The 23,172-nt window shown below is 67.6% G+C and carries 9 protein-coding genes; 7 read left to right on the forward strand and 2 right to left on the reverse strand.

All coding sequences use genetic code 11. From position 1 onward, the window contains the following. Positions 1-211: 211 nt before the first annotated feature. Positions 212-844, reverse strand: coding sequence for a glyoxalase (locus tag AB0B25_RS17340; protein ID WP_357180042.1), 633 nt, complete (start codon positions 842-844; stop codon positions 212-214). 498 nt (positions 845-1,342) lie between these two features. Here AB0B25_RS17340 and AB0B25_RS17345 point away from each other — a divergent pair, with 498 nt between their 5' ends. Further along, on the forward strand, positions 1,343-2,287 hold the full coding sequence (locus AB0B25_RS17345; protein WP_357180045.1) for a YihY/virulence factor BrkB family protein: 945 nt from the start codon (positions 1,343-1,345) through the stop codon (positions 2,285-2,287). A gap of 87 nt (positions 2,288-2,374) precedes the next feature. On the opposite strand, the gene AB0B25_RS17350 is transcribed toward AB0B25_RS17345, so the two are convergent. Further along, positions 2,375-2,578: a cold-shock protein gene (locus AB0B25_RS17350; protein WP_357066481.1), complete on the reverse strand. Its 204-nt coding sequence runs from the start codon at positions 2,576-2,578 to the stop codon at positions 2,375-2,377. A 329-nt stretch (positions 2,579-2,907) separates the two neighbouring features. Here AB0B25_RS17350 and AB0B25_RS17355 point away from each other — a divergent pair, with 329 nt between their 5' ends. The 6 genes from AB0B25_RS17355 to AB0B25_RS17380 all read left to right on the forward strand — a co-directional run. Further along, positions 2,908-3,306, forward strand: a complete 399-nt coding sequence (locus AB0B25_RS17355; RefSeq protein WP_357180048.1) for a hypothetical protein — start codon at positions 2,908-2,910, stop codon at positions 3,304-3,306. A gap of 71 nt (positions 3,307-3,377) precedes the next feature. After that, complete coding sequence (locus tag AB0B25_RS17360) at positions 3,378-3,866, forward strand: DUF6301 family protein (protein ID WP_357180051.1); 489 nt, start codon at positions 3,378-3,380, stop codon at positions 3,864-3,866. A gap of 82 nt (positions 3,867-3,948) precedes the next feature. After that, entirely contained in the window at positions 3,949-4,287 is a 339-nt protein-coding gene (locus tag AB0B25_RS17365; protein WP_357180054.1) for a hypothetical protein, read from the forward strand. Between the two features lie 10 nt (positions 4,288-4,297). Beyond that, the gene (locus AB0B25_RS17370; RefSeq protein ID WP_357180057.1) at positions 4,298-5,752 is read left to right on the forward strand and encodes a hypothetical protein; all 1,455 of its coding nucleotides are present in this window, start codon (positions 4,298-4,300) and stop codon (positions 5,750-5,752) included. A 3-nt stretch (positions 5,753-5,755) separates the two neighbouring features. Further along, positions 5,756-6,241: a YbaB/EbfC family nucleoid-associated protein gene (locus AB0B25_RS17375; protein WP_357180060.1), complete on the forward strand. Its 486-nt coding sequence runs from the start codon at positions 5,756-5,758 to the stop codon at positions 6,239-6,241. A gap of 36 nt (positions 6,242-6,277) precedes the next feature. After that, positions 6,278-23,172: hypothetical protein (locus AB0B25_RS17380; protein WP_357180063.1), on the forward strand; the 16,895-nt coding region annotated here is incomplete at its 3' end.

The following is a 23,172-nucleotide window of genomic DNA, read 5'->3' on the forward strand; positions in this document are numbered from 1 at the left end:
GTGCTCGTCCGGCCACCGGTTGCCGAGTTCATCGAGCGGGTACGGATACCGGCGACCTGGTCGGCAGCGGTCGGTTCATCGTCAGCGACTCGCTCGTGTTCATGGAGTGCGTGGAATGCGCCGCCGCGCCTGGCGTCGCCCGTGATGCGCCGAGCCGCGCCCAGATGTCGAGTTCTTCGCCGTGTAATTCGTCGATATCGAATCGACCGGTTCAGGCAGTGGCGACCTGCCAGGTAAACCCGTCCGGGTCGGCGAATGGCCCGATATCGCTGCCGATGGCGATCCGATGCGATCCAGTGCCCTCCGGGGGGACGCCGGCGTCCTTGGCGGCGGCCCGGCGCCCGTAGAGCGCCAGCTTGACCGACGCGGACGGGGCGTCGAACTCGACGTATTTGCTGCCGAAGCTCTTGGCCACGCTCAGGCCGCGGTCGAGATAGAACTGCTTGGTCGCCTTGACGTTGTCGACCCCGAGCAGCAGCACGAAATCCTCGACCTCGCGGGTGGCCGGGCCGGTGTCCTTCTTCGACGACGTCGCGATCTTCCAGATCGCCCCGTCCGGGGCCTGGACGACGCCGCCGTAGCCCCAGAAGCTCTTTTTCGCCTGCTTCAGCGTCGTCGCGCCCGCTTCGACGGCAGTACCGAGGAAGGTGTCGACGGTGTTCGGCTGAGAGACCACGAGCGACAGGATGAAGCCACGGAACCCGGTGGTCGCCTCCTGCGCGGCGCGGACACGCAGCCGGTCGCCGAGGCCGAACGCGGTGTCGTAGAAGACCGCGGCGGCCGCGGGATCGGGCACCTCGAGGATGACGGAGTCGATAGCGCTCTGGTTGGCGGTGCTGTTCATGGCAGTGACGCTAATTGCTGATCGGTGGCCGGTGCTTCTCGATTCCTGATCGGTGTCGCCAGCCGCCGAGGTTCCCCTGAGGCTACGGATGGCCCGGCCGCGTCCTGATGTGCTCGTCGTGCTGACCGACGGCCAGACCGTGGCCGACTGGACGGCCAGGTGTCGGACGGTGGTCGGGCTGTTCCGTCGGGAGAGTTCGTGTCGCGAATATGATCGGCGATTACGTTCCGGACGAACCACCGAAATGGGCACGGGTAGTCGATATCGGGATATCCCGACGCGTGCTGCGAGCGTGATCATGATCGAGTTCGCTCCCGCGTAGCGCCGCGGTGGAGCAGATGCTCTGGGCTGAGGCTCATGACGTCGGCGACGGGTACGGCCGGGAATGATGGGCCGAGCCGGTGCGGGATCAAGGTCCTGCGGCACGCAAACTACAGTCGGCCAGGTGTTTTGGATGACCGTGTCCGGGTATCCGGGTGCTGGCCGGGAGGTGCGGGAATGACTGTCGAGCGGGTGTCGAGCCCGATGGACCTTCGATGGAGGTCCTGGCGTGGTGCGCTGTGGCGGACGATCGGTGCGGTCTGGTCGGACAAGCTCACGGACTGGGCCGCGGCGCTGACCTATTACAGTGTGCTGTCGCTATTTCCCGGGCTGTTGGTGCTCACGGCGCTTCTCGGCATGCTGGGACCCAGCTCGACCGAATCGCTGATCGATACCGTTGCGCAGATCGGACCGGGCAGTGGTACTGCCCTTCTCGTCGATGCGATCAAGAATCTGCAGAGTGCGCGTTCGCTGTCGGGGCCGTTGGCGATAGCCGGCTTGGCCGTCTCGGTGTGGACCGCCTCCGCCTACATCGGCGCGTTTATTCGCGCCGCGAACTCGATCTACGAGATCGATGAAGGACGTTCGATCTGGAAGACGGTGCATTTGCGGCTCGGATTGACCGTCGTAATGCTGGTCGTTGTCGCGGCGTGCACGGTCGGGGTGGTCGCCACCGGAGACGTCGCCCGTGAGGTCGGAGGGTGGCTGGGTGTCGGCGCGGCGGGTGTCCGTGTGTGGGACGTGCTCAAGTGGCCGGTGTTGGCTGTGTTGGTGGGTTTGGTGTGCGCGCTGCTCTATTGGGCCGCGCCGAACGTTCGGCATCCCGGTTTCCGCTGGTTGACGCCGGGAAGTGCGCTCGCGGTCATCGTCTGGATCACTGCCTCGGCTGGATTCGCGGTCTACGTGGCTAATTTCGGCTCGTTCAACAAGGTGTACGGATCGTGGGCCGCCGCAGTGGTCTTCCTGGTATGGCTGTGGATCACGAATCTCGCGATGCTGATGGGCGCGGCGTTCGATGCCGAATTGGCGCGTGCACGCGGCATCGAGCAAGGGCTGGCACCCGATGCGACGCCGTTCCTCCCGGCGCGCGCGGAACCCGGATCGGGCGGCGCCGCGGCCTGACGAGCTGTCGGGGACGGCGTGCGCCGCTACCCGAACAAGAAAGGCCCCGCACCTCGATGGTGCGGAGCCTCTACAAGTCACGCTGGATCAGATAGCGCGGACGTCCTGGGCCTGGGGACCCTTCTGGCCCTGGCCTACCTCGAACTCCACCCGCTGACCCTCGTCGAGGGACTTGAAACCGGACCCGGTGATAGCCGAGTAATGCACGAAGACGTCAGGGCCGCCTCCGTCTTGGGCGATAAAGCCGAAGCCCTTTTCGCCGTTGAACCACTTCACACTGCCTTGAGCCATGGTGTTGACAACTTCTTTTCTGTAGGTGAGCCGTGCAGATCACTTCGATAAGCCCGATCTCAACAGACCACTATGCCATGAACTGCAGAATCCGCACATGCCGGGGCCGGTGGCCGCAGACTCGGCACAGTCGGCGGACGCGACCCGGTGGTTCGACGACGGCCCCGCTTCCTGGGACAGCGGAGGCCGATCTGTATGCGCAACGGTGTCGGTGGGGTGGCGATGCAGGGATCTCCCTACTGCCCACGCACGGGTCGAAGCCGCGAATCTGGATGTGTGCTCCCCGATTCCGCCGTCCCATATTCCCGAGTCGCACGAGACGAGAACCCATGACTGCTCCGATGTCGACGCCGCCGTCCGGGTTGCTACCGTGCGCCGAGCAGCCAGAGCGATGGGATCTCGGCACCGGAACGGCCGAGACCTGGATGGAATCGAGGCAGATCTGCCTGCGGTGCCCGCTGCGTGCGCCGTGCGCCCGCCGTGCCGCGCACATGGTGGAAGTGGGCTGGCCGCCGCGCGAGATGCTCTGGGCCGGTGTCGGGTATGACCGGGCCGGCAACGTGATTCAGGATCTCGCGCGCTATAGCCGGCCCAAACCGCGCCGGCGGCGCCGGCATTCGGTCATTGTCGGACCCAAGTTCGTCGACGTTCTGCCCAGCAGCGCGACTGATCGGTCGACCCGGCACAGCCTGGGTACGCCGCGCACAATCGTCTTCGGGCAACGCTGAAGCCGGACCGGGGGCACAGGGTGTTGACTGATCGGGAAGCAGTGAGCGGCATCGGCGGTTACGGTGAGCGGGTGGACGCGAGGGTAGACCTCGACGCGGTGGCGGATTTCGTCTCCGCGGCGGGGGAATTCGACTGGACCTGGGGATTGGCCGATGTCGAGCGACTGTGCGCCGCGCAGGGCTGGTCCCTGGCAGAGGTGTCCCGGCCAGGTGTGGTGGCCCGCACCGCGATAGCGGTGAATCGGCCGGAGGCGCGATTCACCTTCTTCGGCAGTCGGGTGGGCATGGTGACGGTCAACGTCACCGACTCGTTCGCGCCGGATACCGACGGGGTAGCGGAGTTCGTCGCGCAGGCGTATGGCACGGTGGGCGGCAGGGTGACCGAGGCATTGGGGGAGCCGACGCGGCGTGCGGAAGGCGAGTACCCAGAGCTGATCTGGGAGCTGAAACCTGCTGCCTTCGTGCATGTGTCGGCGTTGCGCGGCAGTGTCAAGCTGCGGTGTGTCAGTGCCGAATATCAGCGGTTCAACGACGATATGCGGGCCGCGGCCTCCCAATAGTGAGAACACTTGGCGCCCGTGGCGGGCGGGTGCTGCACTGTGCTCGACGTACTCAACTCATTGCCTGCCATGAGGAGGTTCGATGGCCGCCGAGGTGAAGGTCACGATCGCCAAACTGCACAAGGCCGCCCACAGTGCCGAGGACTTGCGTGACAAGGTCGCCGACATTCTCGCCACCGTGAAAAACAATACGGAGGCGTTGGGCGAGCCGTGGGGTGACGACAGCTACGGCACCGAGTTCGCCAAGTCCTATGTGCCCAATCGCGACGAGCTACTGGATCGCGCCGGTGACGGAAAGCCAGGAGCGCTGCCGGGTCTGGCGAAGACATTCGGCGACATGTCCGATGCCCAGACGAAGTCGGCCCACTACCTGCAGGCATGGGAAGACAAGAACGCTGAAGGATTCCGGCGTAGGGCGTGAGCGGCGACCGATGAGCGAGGACCCTGCTGCCGGCGAGCCGGACCGTAAATTCAGTCTCGGCGGCTCCGGTGCGACCGATCCGGCCGAGAAGGCGCGTAAGTTGTCGCACCGCATCGCCCGTGAGTTGGCGGCGCTCGGCCCGGAGGGGTGGCAGCGTATGGACGGCATGTTCACGCTCACCGTTGCCGACGAGGCGGCCGAGCTGATCTACACCGATGGGGAGCGGTCGGTGCGGGCGGCGCCACCGGAGTCGACGGTGCACGCGGTTCGTGAACTGCGCGCATTGTCGGCGGAATTGGGCGATGGTCCGTGGCTTCGGTTGGTGTTGTCGCTCACCAAGGGGGGCCGACTCGAGGTGGAGTACGACTATGGAGATACTCCGTTCCCGCCCGAGCAGCTGTTTCCAGCCGCCGCCTATCGTGCGGATCTGGAGGCGTTTCCCCGTCGGCTGCCGACCTGGCTCGCCGCGCACATCGACAACACCGGACGCCAGGTCCGCACGCCCCGACAAGCCGCGGTAGCCGCCGCGGATCGAGCCGGCATGGCACGTCCGGTGGTAGGACTGCCGCCGTTGCGGGCGCTGTGGGCCCGCTGGGCAACGCTGGCGGCGGCCGGCGTCGCCGCCGGGTCCGAGCACGGTCCGCGGATCCTGCCGTCGTTGGGCTGGTTCGAGGACGGCGACCACAACGGCGCGACGCTGTATCTGCTGTCCGGCGACCGGGCGGTGCTGTCCGGCGGGCGAGTGGACTCGCCCGAACTCGCGGCGGGCTATCACGGTGAGGCGGCATTGCCGGATCTGTACGCGGGGGCGCCGAGTTGGGTGACGAGCGCGGTGCTGAACCCGCGGGCGGCAACCGGAATGCTGTCGTTCTGCTACTGGTGGCAGTCCGGGGCATGGCGCCGCGGCGAGTCGCCGGAACCCGCGCCCGCCCGGGTCGCGCTGCCCGACCTATGGAACGAAGACACCGTGGCGGATCAGGTGATCGACTTGGCCCGTGAGGCAGGGGATCCGCGTCCGGCGGACGAGATCCGGGATGCCGCCGAAACGGTGATCGGATCGGCCGAGGTCGGCTCGGTCACACGGGAGACGGTGGTGGCGCTGTTCACCGATGCCGAACGATTCGACATCGACGCTGCCTACATGCAATTCGACGCCGCGGGCCTCGCCACGGTGCGATCGACCCCACTGCCGGAGAAAGTTGCCATCGCCCTTGTACGGGACCACATTCTGGAGCGGGGACTCGAGACACCCGGCTACCCGGTGTCCGGGTTGGTGGCCAGCCGGGTCGGCGTCGGGTGGCTGGTGCATGTCCCGGCGCCGGAAGGACAGGTCATGTTGGGCCGCGCGATCTTCTACGTCGCCGATGACGGCGTGCTGGAACGCTCTTCGTCGTCTACGCCGCCTTCGGTCTACGCCGCCGGATTCGAACAGCGTTTCCGGTGGCGGGCGGACAGGGTCGGCTGAGCGATGACAAACGAACACTTCAAGTCCCAACTGGCCGATCTCGTGGAGGGATTCCATGAGCAGATGGGTGAGATCGCGCGGATTCAGCAACGCGCCGCCGCGGTGGTAGCGACCGGAGAGGCGCAGCAGCGCCGGGTTACCGTGTGTCTCAATGCCGAGGGCACCGTCATCGAGACGCGGTTCGCCGACGATATCGACGACCTCGGCTACGGCGAGATCGCGGCGGCGGTCACGGCCGCGGCGCAGGCCGCGAAGGCCGATCTGGCCGGACAGCTGGCCGAGATCCAGCGCCCGTTGCTCGAACAGCGGGCCCGGCTGCCGAAGCTGACCGACATCGTCGAGGATCTGCCCGATTTGGGCAGTTACACGCCGGTGACCCCGAAGGTGTCGACAGCACCGCCGAAGTCGGCCGAGCGCCAGGTCGACGAAGACCCCGGCCAGCCGCCCGGCGGTCGGCGGGAGCCAGACTTCAAAGACTCGGCCTGGTGAACCGGGATGCTCGGGCGGTTCACCTAGGCGGCGGTCATGGGTCTCGAGTTGAGCGAGGCGGGCAAATGGCTGCTCGGAATGGTCGGTGGGGCCGAATGGCCCGAGGGCATCGAAAAGGATATGTGGCAGCTCGCCGCCTTCCTGCGCCAGGCGGCAGCCGACCTCGCGGAGCTGGTGCCGGACGTGGCGAACGCGAAATCCATTGCCGTCGCGGCGTATCCGAGCGGCGACGGTATCGAGGCCATGACAGTGGCCTTCGACGGGTTCGCGGACTACATCCCCAAGCTCGTCGATCAGTTCGAGCAGTTGGCGACCCAGGCCGACGACACCGGCGGCAGCATAGAAACCGGAAAGATCCAAATCATCAGCTCGCTGATCCTGCTGGCGCTCGAACTCGCTGCATCGAAGCTGTTCCCACTCACCTCGCCGGCCGTCGACGCGGCGGCGATGGGCGCGACCCGGATCGCATTGACCCGGATCGCCCAGTGGTTGTTGTCGAGGCTGGCCGGGGCGGGTGTGCCGAGGTTGGCTGCACGGCTCACGGTGCAGCTGTCCGGTCACGCCCTGCTCGGTGGTGCGATGGGTCTCGGGCAGGACGCCGGCATTCAGCTGTGGGAGATCGGTCACGGTCATCAGAGCACCGGATTCGACACCACGCGGGCGTTGTCCTCAGCCGCCGCGGGCGCGGCGGGCGGCGCCGCGGGCGGTGCGTTCGGGAAAGGGTTGCAGAAGCTCAGTACGACGGGATGGGGCCTGGACCACCTCACCCCGCAGCGCATGTTCGCCGCGAACGTGCTCGGCGGCGGTATCGTCGGCGGGCTGGCCGGCTGGGCGGGCGGCGGCGCCGTCACCGGAGACTGGACTTTCGACTACCGGATGGTCAGCTCGGGCATCATCGGTGCGGGCACATCGATGTGGGGGCATCAGGGCTTCGAGCACATGGCGCACCGGAATCCGGACGGATTCTTCGCCAGGTTCAACAACCGGGTGGGGCCGATCACGAAGTTGGGGTTTGCCCTGGTCCCGGCCGAGAAGCGCACCACACCGATCGCACCGACCAGCACACCCCGAACGGTCGATCGTGCCCTGGAGACCCCGAACCCCAGGCCGCCGACGGAGACCGGGCCCCAGTCGAGTGCGACCGACGGTCGACAGCACGAGCAGGCGGCGTCGAGCCCGCAAGCCCGGGGGGATTCCGTCTCGGCGGCGCAGTCCGGGGCGAGGGTCGGGGTCGGTACCGAACAACTCGGGACAGCCAGCCCGGTCGACGCCGCTTCCGCGGCTGTCCCGGGCCCGGCGCCCGCTGATGTGGCCGCCAGGCAGGTAGCGACCTCCGAGGGGCCGGGTACCGGTTCCGCGGCAGATCCCCCCCAGGTCTCCGAGCACACCGCGGCGGCGCATCCCACCGGGCCGGTCGGTCTTGCCGGGGTGGCTGGCTCCGCCGAGGACACACCGACACGCAGCCAGCCGACGGAGGCTCGAAGTCCGTCGAGCGAAACGCGCACTTCGACGAACGACCTGACGTCCTCGCGCCCGGCTGGGTTACCGGGCACTGGACCGGCCGATCGGTCGGGGCCAGGGGCTGCCGCGCGCATGATGCAACCGGGGATCGCGCGACCGGACTTCGGTTCCACGGCCGACTCGTCCGGGGCGGCCGGATCTGCGGCGCGTGCGGGCGCGCAACCTGCGTCGAGCTCCGGTCGAGCGGCGAATGTGGATGCCGCTCAGCACCACTCAGCCGTGCCACGACAGACGGCGGATGGTCCGGTCGGGTCGGATGACCTTCGTCCCCGACAAGCTACTGCCGCAAGCCCACCCGTTTCGTCGGTACCCGGTCGAGGATCGACCTCCGAGGTGGTGTCCGAGGTGCGCACCAAAGCCGAGGCGGCGAAGCGCTCCTCCGGCGAGGGTCGGCATCGTGGCGCCGAGAAAGCCGCGACCACGACGCCGGGGTATGTGGGGCGTCGTCGTCTGGAGGGGGAGTCCGCCGGTGGTCGGCATCGGGGTGCGGAGAAGGCCGCGACGACGACGCCGGGATATTCCGGCAAGCACCGCAACGGAGAACCCGAGACGGTCCGAACCGATTCCGCGGATACCTCCGATACGTCGGTGGACGCGGCACGCACGTTCGAGCCCCGCAGCCACCGAGGCGAGGAGAAAGAAGCGACCACGACACCCGGGTACGAGGGAAGTCGGCGGAGCGACGAGGTGATGCCGCTCGTGGACGAGCTGCGTGGCCTCGGGATCGATCCGGTCGGCACGGAGCAGGTGCTGCGGGACGCGTTCCGGGCCTTGAAGCGAGAAGGACACGTCGGCACGACCTACCGGAAATGGCTTGCCCAACTGTCGGACAGCAGTTTCACATACACCGTGTTCGGTCGCCGAGTCGTGCTCGACACACCGGAGGCGTTCACGGAGGCCTACGAGCAGGCGCAGGCGCGGGCGCTGGATATGCGGCAGCCTGCCTACGCGCTCATGGGAGCGTTGAACAGCACGATGTTCGACACCCCGGTCGACATGACGGTCGAGGTCCTCCGTTTGAACGTGGCGGCGGAGTTGGAGATCTCCGATCCACATCGACTGACCGCAGGTGGCTGGCGACGAGCCGTCGCCGAAGTGGAACGCCAGTTGAGGGAAGAAGGCGAGCAGTGGCCCGCGATGCGGGAGACGCTGTCCACCAGACAACAGGCGGTGGCGCTGCAGCAGTATTCCCGAAGGGTGGCGCTCTTCCGAAGGTTGGTGGAACTCGTCCACGGCGTTCCGAGCACCGTCCCGGTGCCGCTGCTGCACAGCTGGCAGCCGGTGCCCGGCGAGGACGAGGAGGATCTGGACGAAGATGCGCTGCCGGCCGAGCACGACGACTTCGACCCGCTCGGGAGAGGGCGCGCCGGCGGGGCTGAGCCGGAAATCTCGTGGGAGCACAGCGAGTTCGATGCGCAGACAGGCAGCGAGTCCGGCGGCCGGGCCCCTGATCCGCATGCGCGTCTGGAAAGCCCTGAGGACGAGGTCGCGGAGCTGAACGGACACGGTCGCCCAGCGGACAGCGGCGACTGGCAGCGCCACCGTGAGCCGATCGTGCGTCGGACCGAGCCGGACGACACATACCGGCTGCAAACGGACTGGGACGTTCCCTGGGAGCAGTCGGGGACCTCGGGTGCACAGTCGGAGTCCGATGCGCCGCGAGCGGGAAACCGTGGCGCGGCAGACGACGAGCGGCCGTGGATGACCGCGCAGCACGAGCACGCGCACAAACAAGCGTTGGTGGAGGCACTCGAGCGGCAGGACGTCCAATTCTTCGGGCATCTCGCGCACACCGTGCCGTCTGAGGTGCTGCGTGATGTGGTCGGTGCGGTCGAGGTGTTGCTGGAGCGGTATCCGGATGTGCCGCTGTCGAGTGTCCGGTTCGAGAGTTTGAATTCGGACGCCCCGGACGGGGATTTCTCCGGGCGGGCTTCGGATGTGCGGTTGCATCCGGTGCACCCGCGGGGATGGGGCGCCGAAATCGTGTTGGATCCCCGGATTCTGGCGGATCCGATCGAACTGCGAGCGCGTGCCAGGGTGGCCGTCGAGGACGGCGACCACTTGCCGTTGACCGGGGATCCGGTGCGGGACTCGATCAATCGGCAGCTCGCCGAAGTGCTCGACATTCAGGGTGACCGGGCGGCGTGGGAGACGGCGCGACCATCCCTGCTGGAGCTGTATCGCTATCTGTGGTCGCACGGCTTGACCGACCTGTCTTTCCGCGAGTGGGCGGGGCAACTGTCCGGAGAGAGCTTCTCACGGTCGTGGGGGAGGCGGCAGCTGAATGCGGAAGCAGCGCTGCGGGAGGCGTTCGCCTGGGTGGAGGCGCACGGGATCGACGTGACTCGTCCGGAGTACGCGCTGTACCGCGCGTTGGTGAGCGCGAGCACCGGTGCACCGTGGGATACCGCGGCAGATGTGCGCCGGGTGCGGGTGGCTGCCGAACTGGGGATCGCCGAGCCTCATCGGTTCACCGCGGCGGGTTGGGAGCGGGAGTTGGCTCGGTTGCACCGCCAGCTCGCCGCAGAGGGCGACGAGGTCCGCGCGCGGATGGAGGTCCTGGGTCCGCATGCGGCGCAGGCGGCCGCGGGACTGCACCTCGGCAGGGTAGAGCATTACGCGCGGCTGGTGGAACTGGTCCACGGCGATCCGATCTATGCCGATGAGCTGCCGCTGGACGGGTTCCGGGATCCGACCGGGGCACACGCGGATCTCAGCCTTCCTGAGCTGCGGGCCCGAAATGACTGCGGACCGGAGACTTTGGCGGCGCTGCGCGCATGGTTCGGCCCGGATGTCGACGTCCGTGTTCCCCGGCACGTCGGGTTGGACGGGATGTCGGCGACGGAGTTCCAGGCGGCGGCCCGTGGACAACTACGCGCGGTCGATGGCGACGGATCGGTCGCAGCGCAGATCGAGGGCATGCGGTCGGGTGCGGCGATGCTGGTGGTCGAGGAATACACCGGACCCGTCGACGCGCACGGCGTGGGCGCGCACGCCTATCTCGTCGTGAATGACAACGGAGTCGCGAAGATCCGCGACCGGCACGGAAACCTGCTACCGTTCCCGCCCCCGGAGGGACCGCGCACGGTAAAGGGCCTGTACGGGATCGCCTACGACCACAATGGAACTCCGCTGCATTCACTGGGCGAGGACCGTATGCCGCCGGTGTTGCCTGGCGAGGGCCCGCAGTCGCGGATCGGCGGCGAGCCGTGGGAGGGACCGGGCGGTACGCGGGATGGACCGATCGCTGCCGGCGTGCCGAGAACAGACACCGACCTGCAGGCGTGGGGCCGAGCCGGTGGCGGCACCGGGCCGGAGGGCGAGTCATCGGATCCGCGCGATCCGTTCAATGAAGCATTGTTCAACGACCTGACTCCGGTCGGGAACGATGCCGACACAGGTGGAGGTGGTGGTGATCCACCACCGAGATTCTCGCGGGGCGAATTCGACGACGACGGTCCGACCGCGCTCGACCGGGATCTCGCCGCGCACGCCATGGCGCGGCTGTCCGGAGAGCGAACTGCTCATGCGCCGGGGAGTCGGGAGGATGTGGCGCAGCGCCTGCTACCGCTCGATTACTCGGAGTTCCTCGAGAGCACCATGAACGAGGACGAACTGGTCGGGCACGCCCGCACGCAGGCCGCGCGCAACCGCGCGTGGTGGCGCGGTCTGACCGACGACGGGCTGCCGCAACAGTTGCGCGAGCGGATCGCGCTGGAACGAGGCGCGGCGCCGAGTGTATTCGGATTGACCCGGCTGCAACGCGCGGTGCTGCGAGTCCATCCTGACCTGATGGCCCGCGCCGTGGGCATTCCCGACGATGTCTGCAACCAAGCCAGCCTACGAACGCTCGTCACACACCTGCGCGAACTGACCGACAAGGCGGTAACGACCGAACTCTCCTATGCAGAAGTCAAGCAGGGAATGTTGATCCGTGGGTTGATCGGCAGCATTACCTTCGATCCCGGCGTAGCCTCGCACTTCGTGCGGGACGTCGACCCCCACACCGGTGAGGTGGCCTTCGTATTCGGCGACGCCTCGACCGCCGCGAAACGCATGTACATCGTCGGAACACACCCCGACCCACTGATGACATCTGATTATCAGCAGAACTGGGGTTTGGCCCGCAGGGTCTATGAGGTGATGCAGCGGATGCAGCACGGCGCCGGGGTGGCCGTCGTGGCATGGATGCGTGGCGTTCCCGGCGCGGGGGAGGTGTGGACCGAGGCCCAGCGGGCAGCGCTGCTGCGGCGCGACATCGCCGCCGCCGACGCGGCCAACGCGGTCGATGGCGTCGTGGGCAGCGCCATCGACCTGGTGACTTTCGAAGGCGCAGCAGACGCGGCGTTCACGTCGAGTGGGCTGTCGTTCCGACTGACCGAAATCGAGGGACTGCACACCGTGTTGCTGGTCGATCCGGTCAACGTGGACTTGAACGACGCGTCGGCGCCGGATGTCTCGGTGTATGCGGTCGTTTCACAGATCGCGCCCGACACCCAGAATCTGCCGTCGGGCGCGCGGCGTCTTGCGGCCGTCGACGGCATCGACCGTACCGACCTACTGCTGTTCGAGCGGCGCGACGCGTTGGCACGGATGATTGCCCGGATCGGTCTAGGGCACGACGTGTCCAAGTACGTTTCCGGTGCTGAGGAGCGTTTCGGCGCACTGGCGTCGGACGTGGAGGATTGCCTGCCCGCGGGTAACCGCACCCTCCTCGATCTCGGGGCCGACGACGTTTTCCGCCTCCGTGTCGGTGAGGTGGACTGGCGCGCCCTCGAGGGCAGTGTCGGGGGCCGCCTCGTGCCGGTTTCCGCGCGGGACCCGCACTCGGGCGAAACCGGGTTGGTGGAGCAGATCATCGACGATCTGCGCGTCGGCCGGGCACGAGATGAGCGGGGCGAGGTGATCCCGGATAGCGTGGCAGATTCCCTCACCGTCGTGCTGGACGACGGCGCCGCCGCGCACCGGGTCGAGATGACCAAGGTCGGTGGCGAGATCATTGTGTTCGACCCGCTCACCGGCGGACCGCTGGAGGTCGGCCGGTGGCGGGAGATCCAGCCGTTCCGCGATGTCGGCAAGGCATGGGTGATCGCACATCGGGTCGGCCAGGACGGGGTGCTACGGCCGATCGACAGCACTCTGCACCGTCGGGACGTCGACCATCCGGACATGCCCGCGCACCCCATCCGGGGCGGTCTGGATCCGGCAGGCGCCTCCCGCGATGTCCGCTTGCCGGGCTGGTTCTGGGCGGAGCCGCGAACGTTGGCGTTTCCGGAGCAGGCGCTGCGACTGTTGTTGCGGGATGCGGGACTCGTCGGTGACGACGCATGGGAGGCCAAGAAGTCCGCGTTCGAGGAAATGTTCGAACGGGTGGAGTTGCCCGGTGCGGGCCTCGGATTCGACGAGCGGTTCCTGCGCGAGGACATCTCGGTGACGGCGGTTCGCGAGATCGCGCGGGCCGTGGGTGATCTGATGACCGCGCACCCCGGGGCCGGGCTGGACTCGTTCTACGTCGCCGAGTACCCCGACACGCTTCCGGATGATGTGCCTGCCCGAACCGAGGTGATTCGGTTGCCGGACGGGTCGGAGGTCCTCACGATCGCGTTCAACAGGGCGTGGCTGGCCGATCCTGTCAGGTTCGCGGAGTTCTGGGCCGATGCGGTCGAGGATGGAACTTTTCTGCCGGGCAGTGGCAACCCCTGGTTCGACATGGTCGCGCATGAGTTCGGTCACCTCCTCGCGTACCGGTCTGGGGCGGTGGGCGAGGCGGCGCTGATCACGCAGTGGGAATCGGCATTGCCGGCGGCACACCGACAATTGGTTGCGCGCGGGATGGCGCCGTTGAGTTTCGCCGAGTGGACGGCGACTCTGTCGGGGTACAGTCGCATGCCCGGTGGCTCGATCAATCCGCAGGAGGCGCTGGCGGAAGCCTTTGCGCGCACCGTTGTACATGGCCGGGACTGGACCAGTCCACATGAAGTGTTGTACCGCTTGCTGAACGGCGAGTTGTGGACGATCGACGACATCGTCCGACGCGTCGCGGGACAGCCGCCGGACAGCACAGACGATTCCGGTGCCCAAGAGCATGCTTCTCCGGCTCCGGACGGTGCGCGTGATTCCGCCGGCCCGTCCGACCTATCGCACGCCATTTCCCCCGCGGTGGTTCGGAACATGGGCTTCATCGACCGACTCATTCTGGCCGACGCGAGCGGGATCGACGCCGTGGAGCCGGTGCGTGCCGGTGACGGCGACGTGCATGACGACGGCAGAGTGTCGCCGTTGCGGGTGGAGCAAATCACCTACCGCAACGGTGAGGTGGTGACGCGGACGTATGTCCGCACGGAATCCCAGGCCCGCGCCATGTATGCGGCATCTCTGGTCGCCCATGTGGCGGGCGCCCGGGTGGGTGCGGTCTATCTGGAACCGGGGGCTGTTGCTTTCGGCGCGGACTCCGCCTACGTCGTCTACACCGAACACGTCGACGGGCTGCCGGGGCAGGAATGGGGCATGTCGAGCACCCCGCGCACGTCTCGGCAGGAACGCGTATGGGCCTGGCCGTACGTCGACACTGCCGATGGTCGCCGCCTCGGCGTGCTGGATGCGTTGGTGGGCAATCCAAGTCTGGGCAGGCAGTGGCAGGTCGGCGCCGACTTCGGGGTACACGGCAGCGGGCACTGGTCGACGTTCGCGCAGCGCGGGGAGCCTGGGGCTTTCGAGCGCCGAGTGCGCGCAATCTCCCGGCTGTTCGGGATCGAGGGAATCGACCCGGTCGCGTCGATCGACTTCAGGGAGATCCGCCGCCGTCTGCACGAACTGCGGCCGGAATTCGAGCGGATCCGCGCCGCCGACTGGCATGACCAACTGATGAGACGGCTCGACGAATTCGACCACGACGCTGTCGACCTCACTCGGGTCGGTCGTGAGCCGGACGGACCGGTCAGCTGTGCTCTGGCGGGCGGACGGCTGCGGGAGCTGACGGCCGATCTCGCCAAGCAGATCGAGTGGACGCGGATGGAGCGGAATTCCTGGTCGCGTATCGATCCCGTGTCGCCCGCGGGCAACCCGCTGCACCTCGACGGCATCCCGGACGACGGGCATGATGGGGAACTGGTCAGGCGCGCGGTCAACGACTTCTACTATGAGTGGGAGCGTCCGCTGGACTGGGCGACGCTGGAACACGCACCAGCGCAGCCATTCGGCGCAGGCGCGGACGCCTACGCCGCTATCGCAGCGCGCCTGCTGGGTGCGGAGCAGGGCGAGTCCTATCGGCAAGTGGATGACGAGACCAGACGGCGCAACCACGGTCGAGGCATGGTGGTCACCGAATCGTCGGGACGCCGATATCTCGTAGTCAACGACAGCGGCGAGCTTGTCGTGATCGATTACGCCGGTCGGTTCATCGGGGAGTTCGAGCCTGCTGCAGCGGCGCCGCACGCGCGGTCCGTGACAGGGATCGAGCTGACCAAGTGGGGTGGGTTGGCACAGCCGCCTCCGCCCGATCAGGGTTCGAGCCGCGATTCGCCGCTGCGGCCGCACCAGGATCCGGCCGACGGGGTGCCGGTGCGGGAATTGCCCGCCGACTACGACCACAGCACGGCGGTGCGGGCCAAGCGTGACCTATTGGCGGGAATGGCCCAGCGGCATGGGATGGCGCTGCACGACGTGGTACGGGCAGGTTTCCTGGATCCGCATGTGCCGGTGTCGGTGGTAGAAGACTTCGGACGTGCTCTCGACCGGCTACGACGGCGGTTCCCGCAGGTGGGGCTGGCACGGATCGGGATTCTCGAGTTCTCCGATTTCCGTTACGCGCAGACGAACCGGGTGCCCTTGCCCTCGGGGGGGTACGGCGCGGAGATCACGCTGAATGCGGTCTGGGCGCGCAACCCTGAGGCCTGGGCGACCGCGATGGCCGCCGATATCGAGGCCGGGTGGGCGCTTCCGAAGACCGGCAACCCGGTGTTGGACACGCTGGCACACATGTTCGGATACGCGCTGGACCTCTCCCGCGACGGCATCGTGGCGGCCGAGGTCGAACACGTCCTGCGGCGCACGCATCTGGAACTGCGCGACGCCGGGCTGATCGACCTGAGCTACAGCAAGTGGGTCGGGCAGCTGCCGAGTCACAGTTTCGAGCAAGGCTGGAAGCTGCTGCGGCGGCGGCTGTCCGCGCATGAGGCGCTGGCGGACGCCTTCGCCTATATCGCGGCCAACGGACTCGATCCGCTGCGCCCGGAGTATGCCCTCTACCGGCTCGCGACCGGCGACGTGGCGCTGCCTCGCATCGACGAGGTCAAGTTGCTGGTGGAGCGCAACTCGCTCGCGGCGGAGCTGGGCATAGACCACCCGTCCCGGCTGAACAGGGCGGCGTGGGATGCGGCGATCGGCCGCATCGACGATGAACTGGCGCGGCAGGGTGGAGATCTGATCCACCGTGTCGACGACGCCGGTGCCCGCGACGAAGTGGCCGACTACGCGCAGCGGGCTTCGAAGCTCGATCAACTCCGGCGCACTGTCGAGTTCGAGCGCGCGGTCCGGCCGGTCATCAAGGAGCTGGCGCAGCGGGACCTGCAGGTCGGCGAAGGGTTCTTCGATCCAGAGGTGTCGGTCGACACGATCCGGGAGTTCGCTCAGGCCGTGATGTACTTGCGGGACAGATTCCCTGATGTGGCGCCTCCAGTCATCGCCATCGAACCGCTGGCAAACGCCAAGACCATCGGCATGGTCGACGTGGAGATCCTCGGCGCGAGTCGGGTCGGCGCGAAGATCGTGCTGGCCCGGCATCTGGCCGTCGATCCCGAGTTCTTCGCGGAGCGCAAGGCGCTCAACGTCGAAACAGGCTTTCTCCAAGCAGGAACCGGCCGACCGGTATTCGACACGGTGGTGCACGAGTTCGGGCACGTGATCGGACGCCAGACGGAACTACCTACCCGGGAACAGGCCCAACGAATATTGGACGACACCTACGTCGGCCTAGCCGCCGCCGGAGTAGTGCAGACCGGTTACGACACCTGGATCAGGCAGCTGGCGGGGTATTCGTTCGTCGACGGTGATCCCGCCAAGGGGATCAACTGGGGTGAGGCCTCCGCCGAGGCTCTGGTGTATTTGGTGGCGCGGGGCCGTGACTGGAGCACCCCACAGGACGCGGTATACCGGGCGTGGATCGGAGACGACACGCCGGTAGACCCGGACAAGGTGTGGCGCAACCGGCTCGCTCAGAAGTTGGGGGTGCCTCGTCCGGCACGCCTGGACCAGGCTGAGTGGAACACGGTCCCTGTGGCGTTGCACGATGAGGTAGCTGCGCAGCGCAGGTCCGTCGTCCTACAGCTGCATACCGCTGACCGGCATGACACCCGAGCGGCGTTGGCGGACAACGCGTCCCGGTGGGAGATGCTGGCCCAGCTCACCGGCCTGGTCGACCCGCAGCAGCGACCGGCTCCGCCGCAGCCGGTTTCGTCTGCTTCGGGTATCGAGGACTTGATCCGGCAGCGGCCTGGCGGAAACGAGTGGGGTGCCGAAGCGGTGTTCTACCCGCAGCAGCGCAGACTCGTCATCGTCGCCGTGGACGATCGACACAGCGCGGTGCTGCACCGCCTGATCGGCTCGCACTGGCCACAGCTGGAGGCGCAGGCTCACTATGGCCTCGAAGTCGAGTTCCTGCGGGCCGTGCCGGACGAGACCGGCACGCGGGTCACCCTGGAGCAGGTCGATATCGTGCGGGCCGATCCAGACCCCGGGCGGATTCTCGCGCACCCGGTCGGCGGTGTCGACGACGCCGCCCGCACCGAGGATGCCCGTTACCGCGCGCGTGGGGACGCGGCAGATGTCGAGGCCTTCGGCGTCGACCATCCTGCGGTCCCGGTCGAAGTCGTCCAGGACTTGCACCGGGCGATCGCGTTCCTTCGGGATCGGTTTCCGGACGTCGTCATGCCGCGTTTCGGGATCGACGTGCTGGCGAATCCGGACCCGCTGGCGCAGGTCCGACGTGGTGGCACCGGCGAACTGGAGGTGACGCTCGATCTGCGATCGGTCGCCGACCCGCAGCGCTTGACGGCCGGTTATCAGCAGCAGGTCGCTGACGGCCGACTCCATCCGGGTACAGGCAATCCCGTCTTCGACGCTGTCGTCGGCACATTCGCTCAGGTTCTCGACCACCACAGCGGACCGGCCTCCCACGCCGACATCGACGCGGCCCTGCGCGACACGCACCATCAATTGCGCGCGGGCGGGCTCATCACGCTGGCCTACGACGAGTGGATCGGGCAGCTGCCGGGCGCAGCCTTCACCGAAGGTGTCCGAGATATCAACCCGGAGCGAGCGCTCGCCGCGTCGTTGGAATATGTGCTGCTGGGTGAGCCAGACATGACCCGACCGGAATACTCGCTGTATCGGGTGCTCGTCGGTGACACGGGGCCGCTGCCCGTCGACGATCTGGCGCCCCTGGCGGAACGCGCGACCCTCGCACGGGAACTCGGCGTCGATCTGCCGTGGCGGCTGGACCGTTCGGCCTGGGAGGACACCGTGACGCGGCTGCACGACGAGCAGGCCGGGTGGGACCGCGCGTTCTTCGAGCGGCTGAATGCGCCTGCCGACGAGGCGATCCGGACCCTCTGGCGCGAGCGTCTCACGCGGAAGACACACCTGGCGCGGCTGACCGACCTGGTGCGCGGCGTCGCGGAGCCGAGCCCGGTCGAGGTCGCCGAGCGAGAGGACGCGATGCGGTCGGCGCTTGCCGCGCTGCGGGAGCGCGGGGGACAGCAGTGGGCCGACACCGTGGTTTATCTGCCCGCCGAACGCAGGCTGGTGGTGCTGGCCGGCGGCAGTCATCTCCAGGCGCTGATGCGCTTGCGCATGCGCAATCCCGAATTGTTCGCCCAGGCCGCGCTGACCGGCTATGTAGTGGACTTTCGGCAGTTGACGAACAGCGCCACCGCTGGCACGGAGAACACCGACTTGGTCCACTCCTGGTCTGTCCAGGCGTCACCCGGAGCGGTGGCCAAGGCTCAACTGGTGACGGAACTCGAGGCACGAGGCGTCGACACCATCGGATTCGAGCACCCCGACGTGCCGATCGGCGTCGCCCGCGACTTCACCCACGCGGTCACGCAGCTGGCGAGTGAATTCCCGGCCGGGCGAGTGCGAGTGCGTATCGGAGACTTACCGGAGGGCAGCGATCCCGACACTGTGACGGTGACCCACAGGGTACGGGAGTCCAGGTGGCGGCGGCCGATCACCGAGATCGTATTCAACAGCAGATGGGCGAGCGATCCAGCCGGCCTGGCCACGGTCTACTCGGCGCTCGTCGCCGACGGGTGGTTGGTGTCCGCGGGCCGAGGAGCTGTGTTCGAGAGCGCTGTGCGTGCGTGGGGGGAGGCGATCGAGATCCGAGCGGGAACCTGGAAATTCCCGCGATCCACCTCGACGCCGGTTCTCCACGCGGTGCTGGTGGACACCCACCGACAGTTGACCGAGGCCGGGCTGGTCCGGATGAGCTTCGATGAGTGGACCAGGCAGATGTCCGGCGCCGGTTTCGCGGCAGAATCCGGTGCTATCGATCTGTCCGCGGCAGCGGCCGAGGCGTTCGTCTACGTGCGGACGCGCGGAGCGGACTGGACCCGACCGGAATACGCGCTGTATCGGGGGTTGGTCGGTGACCGTGCGCCGATGGACATGTCGCAGGTGGCCCGGGACGTCGAACGCAATCGGCTGGCCGAGAAACTAGGTGTCGCCCAGCCGGCCGGGCTCGACGCCACCGGATGGCACGGAACCCTCGACCGCCTGCGCCAGGACCTCATTTCGGAACGCCGGGACCTTCTGTCGGTCTCCTCGGACACGGTGAGCCCGGCCATGATCGCCGACCATCTCATCCGCGTCGACGCGGTCCGCCGGTTGACCGAACTCGTCCGTCCCGGCGAGGTCCCCGTGCCGCAAGCGTCGCTCGTACCGACGCAAGTGCGCGACGACCCGGCACCGGACGGTGCGTTGGCCCGCGCGCGTGCTTTCGCGGACCGAATCGACGCGGCTATCGCGACCGGTGAGGTCGAGGTAGAGCCGCTTCGCGGTGGCAGGCACCGGGTGGAGAGGGTGACTTATGCCGACGGCACCGTGGTGGTCCGCAAGCAATTCGGCGATCGTCTCCTCGACGCTCACGCCGAGTATTTGGCGGCGCTGGTCGGCATGGCCACGCGTGCGAAAGTGCCCGCGGTCGTTCTCGGCGAAGGCTTCGTGTACGTGGAGTACATCGAGGGGCAGACCGGAAAGCAGCTGCTGCGGTCCGGGTTCCATCCCTTCCTCGATGTGTGGCCGTACACCGACACCGTCGACGGACGCAGACTGGGTCGGTTGGATGCTTTGGTAGGTAACCTGGATCGTCGATATGCCCACGGAAACTGGATGACAGACGAGCGGCATCTGTGGGGCATCGACCATGAGATGACCTATCGACAGGAGCGATCCAACAGTAACTTCGCTGGCCGCGCCAGGGATAACATCGCCCGGTTCGGGCTGCGCTGGCTCGACCCGCTCGACCCGGCGGACGGCGTGACGTCGCTGCGGTCCGAGTTGGAAAGCCTGCGAACGGAATTCGAGCGACTCGATCGGGGCGACTGGCACGCGCAGACGATTCAGCAGCTCTCCGAGCTGGAGCGTGGCGCACGCGATGTCGGCCGCGCCCGTGTCGACCTGGCGCTGGGGCTCTCGCAGGCGCGGGACCGTGTCGTGTCCGTTCTGCGGGAGGCGCTGGATGCGACCGAGTACCCCGGTGCGACGCAACTCGAACTGCGCAGGGCGCTCGGCTCGGTGGGTCACCCGCATGATCCGCTGTCGCAGTGGCTGCTGCGCCCGTACGACACCCTGGTCGAGTTGCGAGCCGGCGGTGTTCCCGCCGATATCCTCCACCAGGTGGGTGCGGCACTGGTCGACCACGGCCGCGTTCTCCAGCAGGTGCGACGTGCCGCCGAGGACGGCGCGTCGACCATGAAGGAGGTAGCCGACCGCGAAGCCGACTTGATCAAATGGCGTCGGCTGCTGCGCGATCAGGGCGTGCGGGTCGGTTTGGCGCCGTCCCCGGACAACCCCGCCACGCTTCCGCACCTGCCGGGCGACGCGCTGTGCGATCCGCTGGCCCGCCTGGCGGCGAACGACTACTACTTCGCGAAGCGGGCGGGGCTGCCGGTATTCGAGATGCCCTCGGAAGCAGTGGATCTGGGCGGTTCGCCCCGGACCGCGCTGGGGTGGGCGGCACGTGCTCGGTACGACGCCATCGGCGGCGACGAGCGCGCGCACGCGGCGATCGCGGCTCGCCTGCTGGGGGCCGTGGACGGCCAGACATATCTCGAGGTGGACGAGCAGACCCGTCAGGCGAACTCCGGCCGCGGCATGGTGGTCGTGGACACCCACCACGCCGATCCGGACGATCCGACCCCGGCCCACTCGTACTTCGTGGTGAACCACGACGGCGAACTGCTGATGATCGACTTCGGCAACCGCTCGATCACCGAATTCGACCCCGCCCATGCCCCGTCCGGTCTACGCGATGTCCGCGTCGTAGAGCTCGCGGATAACGGCGATCCGGTGCATCCGCTCGTCGACGATCTCGACGCCGAGCCCGACTCGCCGCCCGCGAAACGACAACCACGTCCCCCGGACGGCAATATCGGCCGGCTCCCGGGCGAGTCGGAGAACTACAGGCACACATCGGAATCAGCGCGCGACGACGGCCCGGTCCCCGACCCGTCGTGGTTCGCCGACCGGGTTCGCGAAGCGCTGGACTCCGGCGAACCCACTGTCGAGGTACTGACCGAGGGGCACACTCGGGATCAGGCCCAACGGGTGGAGAAACTCACCTTTCCCGATGAGACTGTCCTGATCCGCAAATACGTGCACCAGACGCGGCATGCCGATGCCGAATATCTGGCGTCACGCACAGGAGCAGCGCTCGGCGCTCGCGTCCCGGCGGTCCACATAGAAAACGGTGTGGTCTACATGGAGTATGTGGTCGGGCGCACCGGATTGGATCTCTATACCGATATTCCCGTGGAATCGCGAATGCAGTTGGGTCAGGCCGGCATCCATGCGTCGACGACCGAAGGTCGATGGCTGGGCCTTGTCGACCTACTGGTCGGCAACCAGGACCGTCTCAACAACAAGAACTGGATGGTCCATCCCGACGCGGGTGTGTACGGGATCGACCACAGTCAGTCGTTTCATGACGCCACCAACAGCATTTTCGGTAAGCAGCTGCGAAAGTTTCTCGGGCAATTCGGTATTCGCTGGCTCGACTCCGACTTGCCCGACTTCGGACCGATCCACGCGCGCCTGGACGCCCTGTGGCCGGAATTCGACCGACTCGGTCGCGGCGATTGGCACTATGACATGGTCGGCCGCCTCGCCGAACTCGAAGACCTTGCCACCGACAAGGTGCGGTTGCGGTGGGAGTACGACCTGGCGCGGGCGCAGGCACACGAGGAGGGCGACGAGCAAGCCCACCGGGACCTCGACGCCATGATCCGGCGCGCCGACCGAACCTGGGCAAAACAGATGCAGATCACGGCCGACGAGCAGGCGGCCGCGGTCAAGGCGGCCCGCCGAGCTGGGCAGCTGGGCATACCGCTCGGTCCGTTGCACCGGCCGAACAACCCGCTCGAAGGCGCGCACGATCCCGGGGACGCGGCCTGCGGCCTGTTGGCCGGTCAGGCGGCCAACGACTACTATTACGGCGTCCGTCGCGGAGAGCGGGTCTTCGACATGCCCGCCGTCGCTCTCGATGCCGACGGTCTGCCATGGGCAGCGTTGCCATGGCAGGTAGGCGGACACCTCGAGTTCTTCGGGCACGGCGCGGCAGGCCACGAAGCGGTTGCCGCTCGTCTGCTCGGTGCGGCCGCTGGCGCGTCCGCGCGCAACGTCTCCGAATCGACACGGCTGAAGAACTCCGGGCGCGGCATGTTGCTCGTCGACACCCGGCGGGCGGACGGGTCGCCGACCCCGGCCCATTCGTACTTCGTGGTGAACCATGATGGCGAGCTGCTGTTATTCGACTACGGTGGCAGGTTCATCGGCGAGTTCGACCCGGAAAAGCCCTTGCCTGGCCTGCTGTATACGCATGGCGTCGAACTCGACGTGTCCGGAAACCCGGTGCGTCCCACGGTCACCGACCTCGACACCGAGTTGCCCGCGCCAAAACCGGACGAGCCACGCGGGCGGCAACTCGGCAATGTCGGCCGACTGCCGGATCCGGAAGAGGCGTCGCGGCAGCCGACGTCGTCGCACGACACGGACGGTCCGTCGTCTTCTCGGGCCGCGGATACCCCGTCGGGGGGGGTGTGGGGCGCGCCCCCCCACGACCCCCGCCCCCCGCCCGCCCCGGTGACCCAGGGCCAGGGAGGATGGTTGAAGGAGGACAAAAATAGGAGTAT

It is taken from the genome of Nocardia sp. NPDC049190 (genome assembly GCF_040648115.1).
Lineage (GTDB): Bacteria > Actinomycetota > Actinomycetes > Mycobacteriales > Mycobacteriaceae > Nocardia.

Coding starts and splice junctions, on each gene's coding strand:
- AB0B25_RS17340 (WP_357180042.1), bottom strand. CDS start 844: ATGAACAGCACCGCCAACCAGAGCGCTATCGACTCCGTCATCCTCGAG.
- AB0B25_RS17345 (WP_357180045.1), top strand. CDS start 1,343: ATGACTGTCGAGCGGGTGTCGAGCCCGATGGACCTTCGATGGAGGTCC.
- AB0B25_RS17350 (WP_357066481.1), bottom strand. CDS start 2,578: ATGGCTCAAGGCAGTGTGAAGTGGTTCAACGGCGAAAAGGGCTTCGGC.
- AB0B25_RS17355 (WP_357180048.1), top strand. CDS start 2,908: ATGACTGCTCCGATGTCGACGCCGCCGTCCGGGTTGCTACCGTGCGCC.
- AB0B25_RS17365 (WP_357180054.1), top strand. CDS start 3,949: ATGGCCGCCGAGGTGAAGGTCACGATCGCCAAACTGCACAAGGCCGCC.
- AB0B25_RS17370 (WP_357180057.1), top strand. CDS start 4,298: ATGAGCGAGGACCCTGCTGCCGGCGAGCCGGACCGTAAATTCAGTCTC.
- AB0B25_RS17375 (WP_357180060.1), top strand. CDS start 5,756: ATGACAAACGAACACTTCAAGTCCCAACTGGCCGATCTCGTGGAGGGA.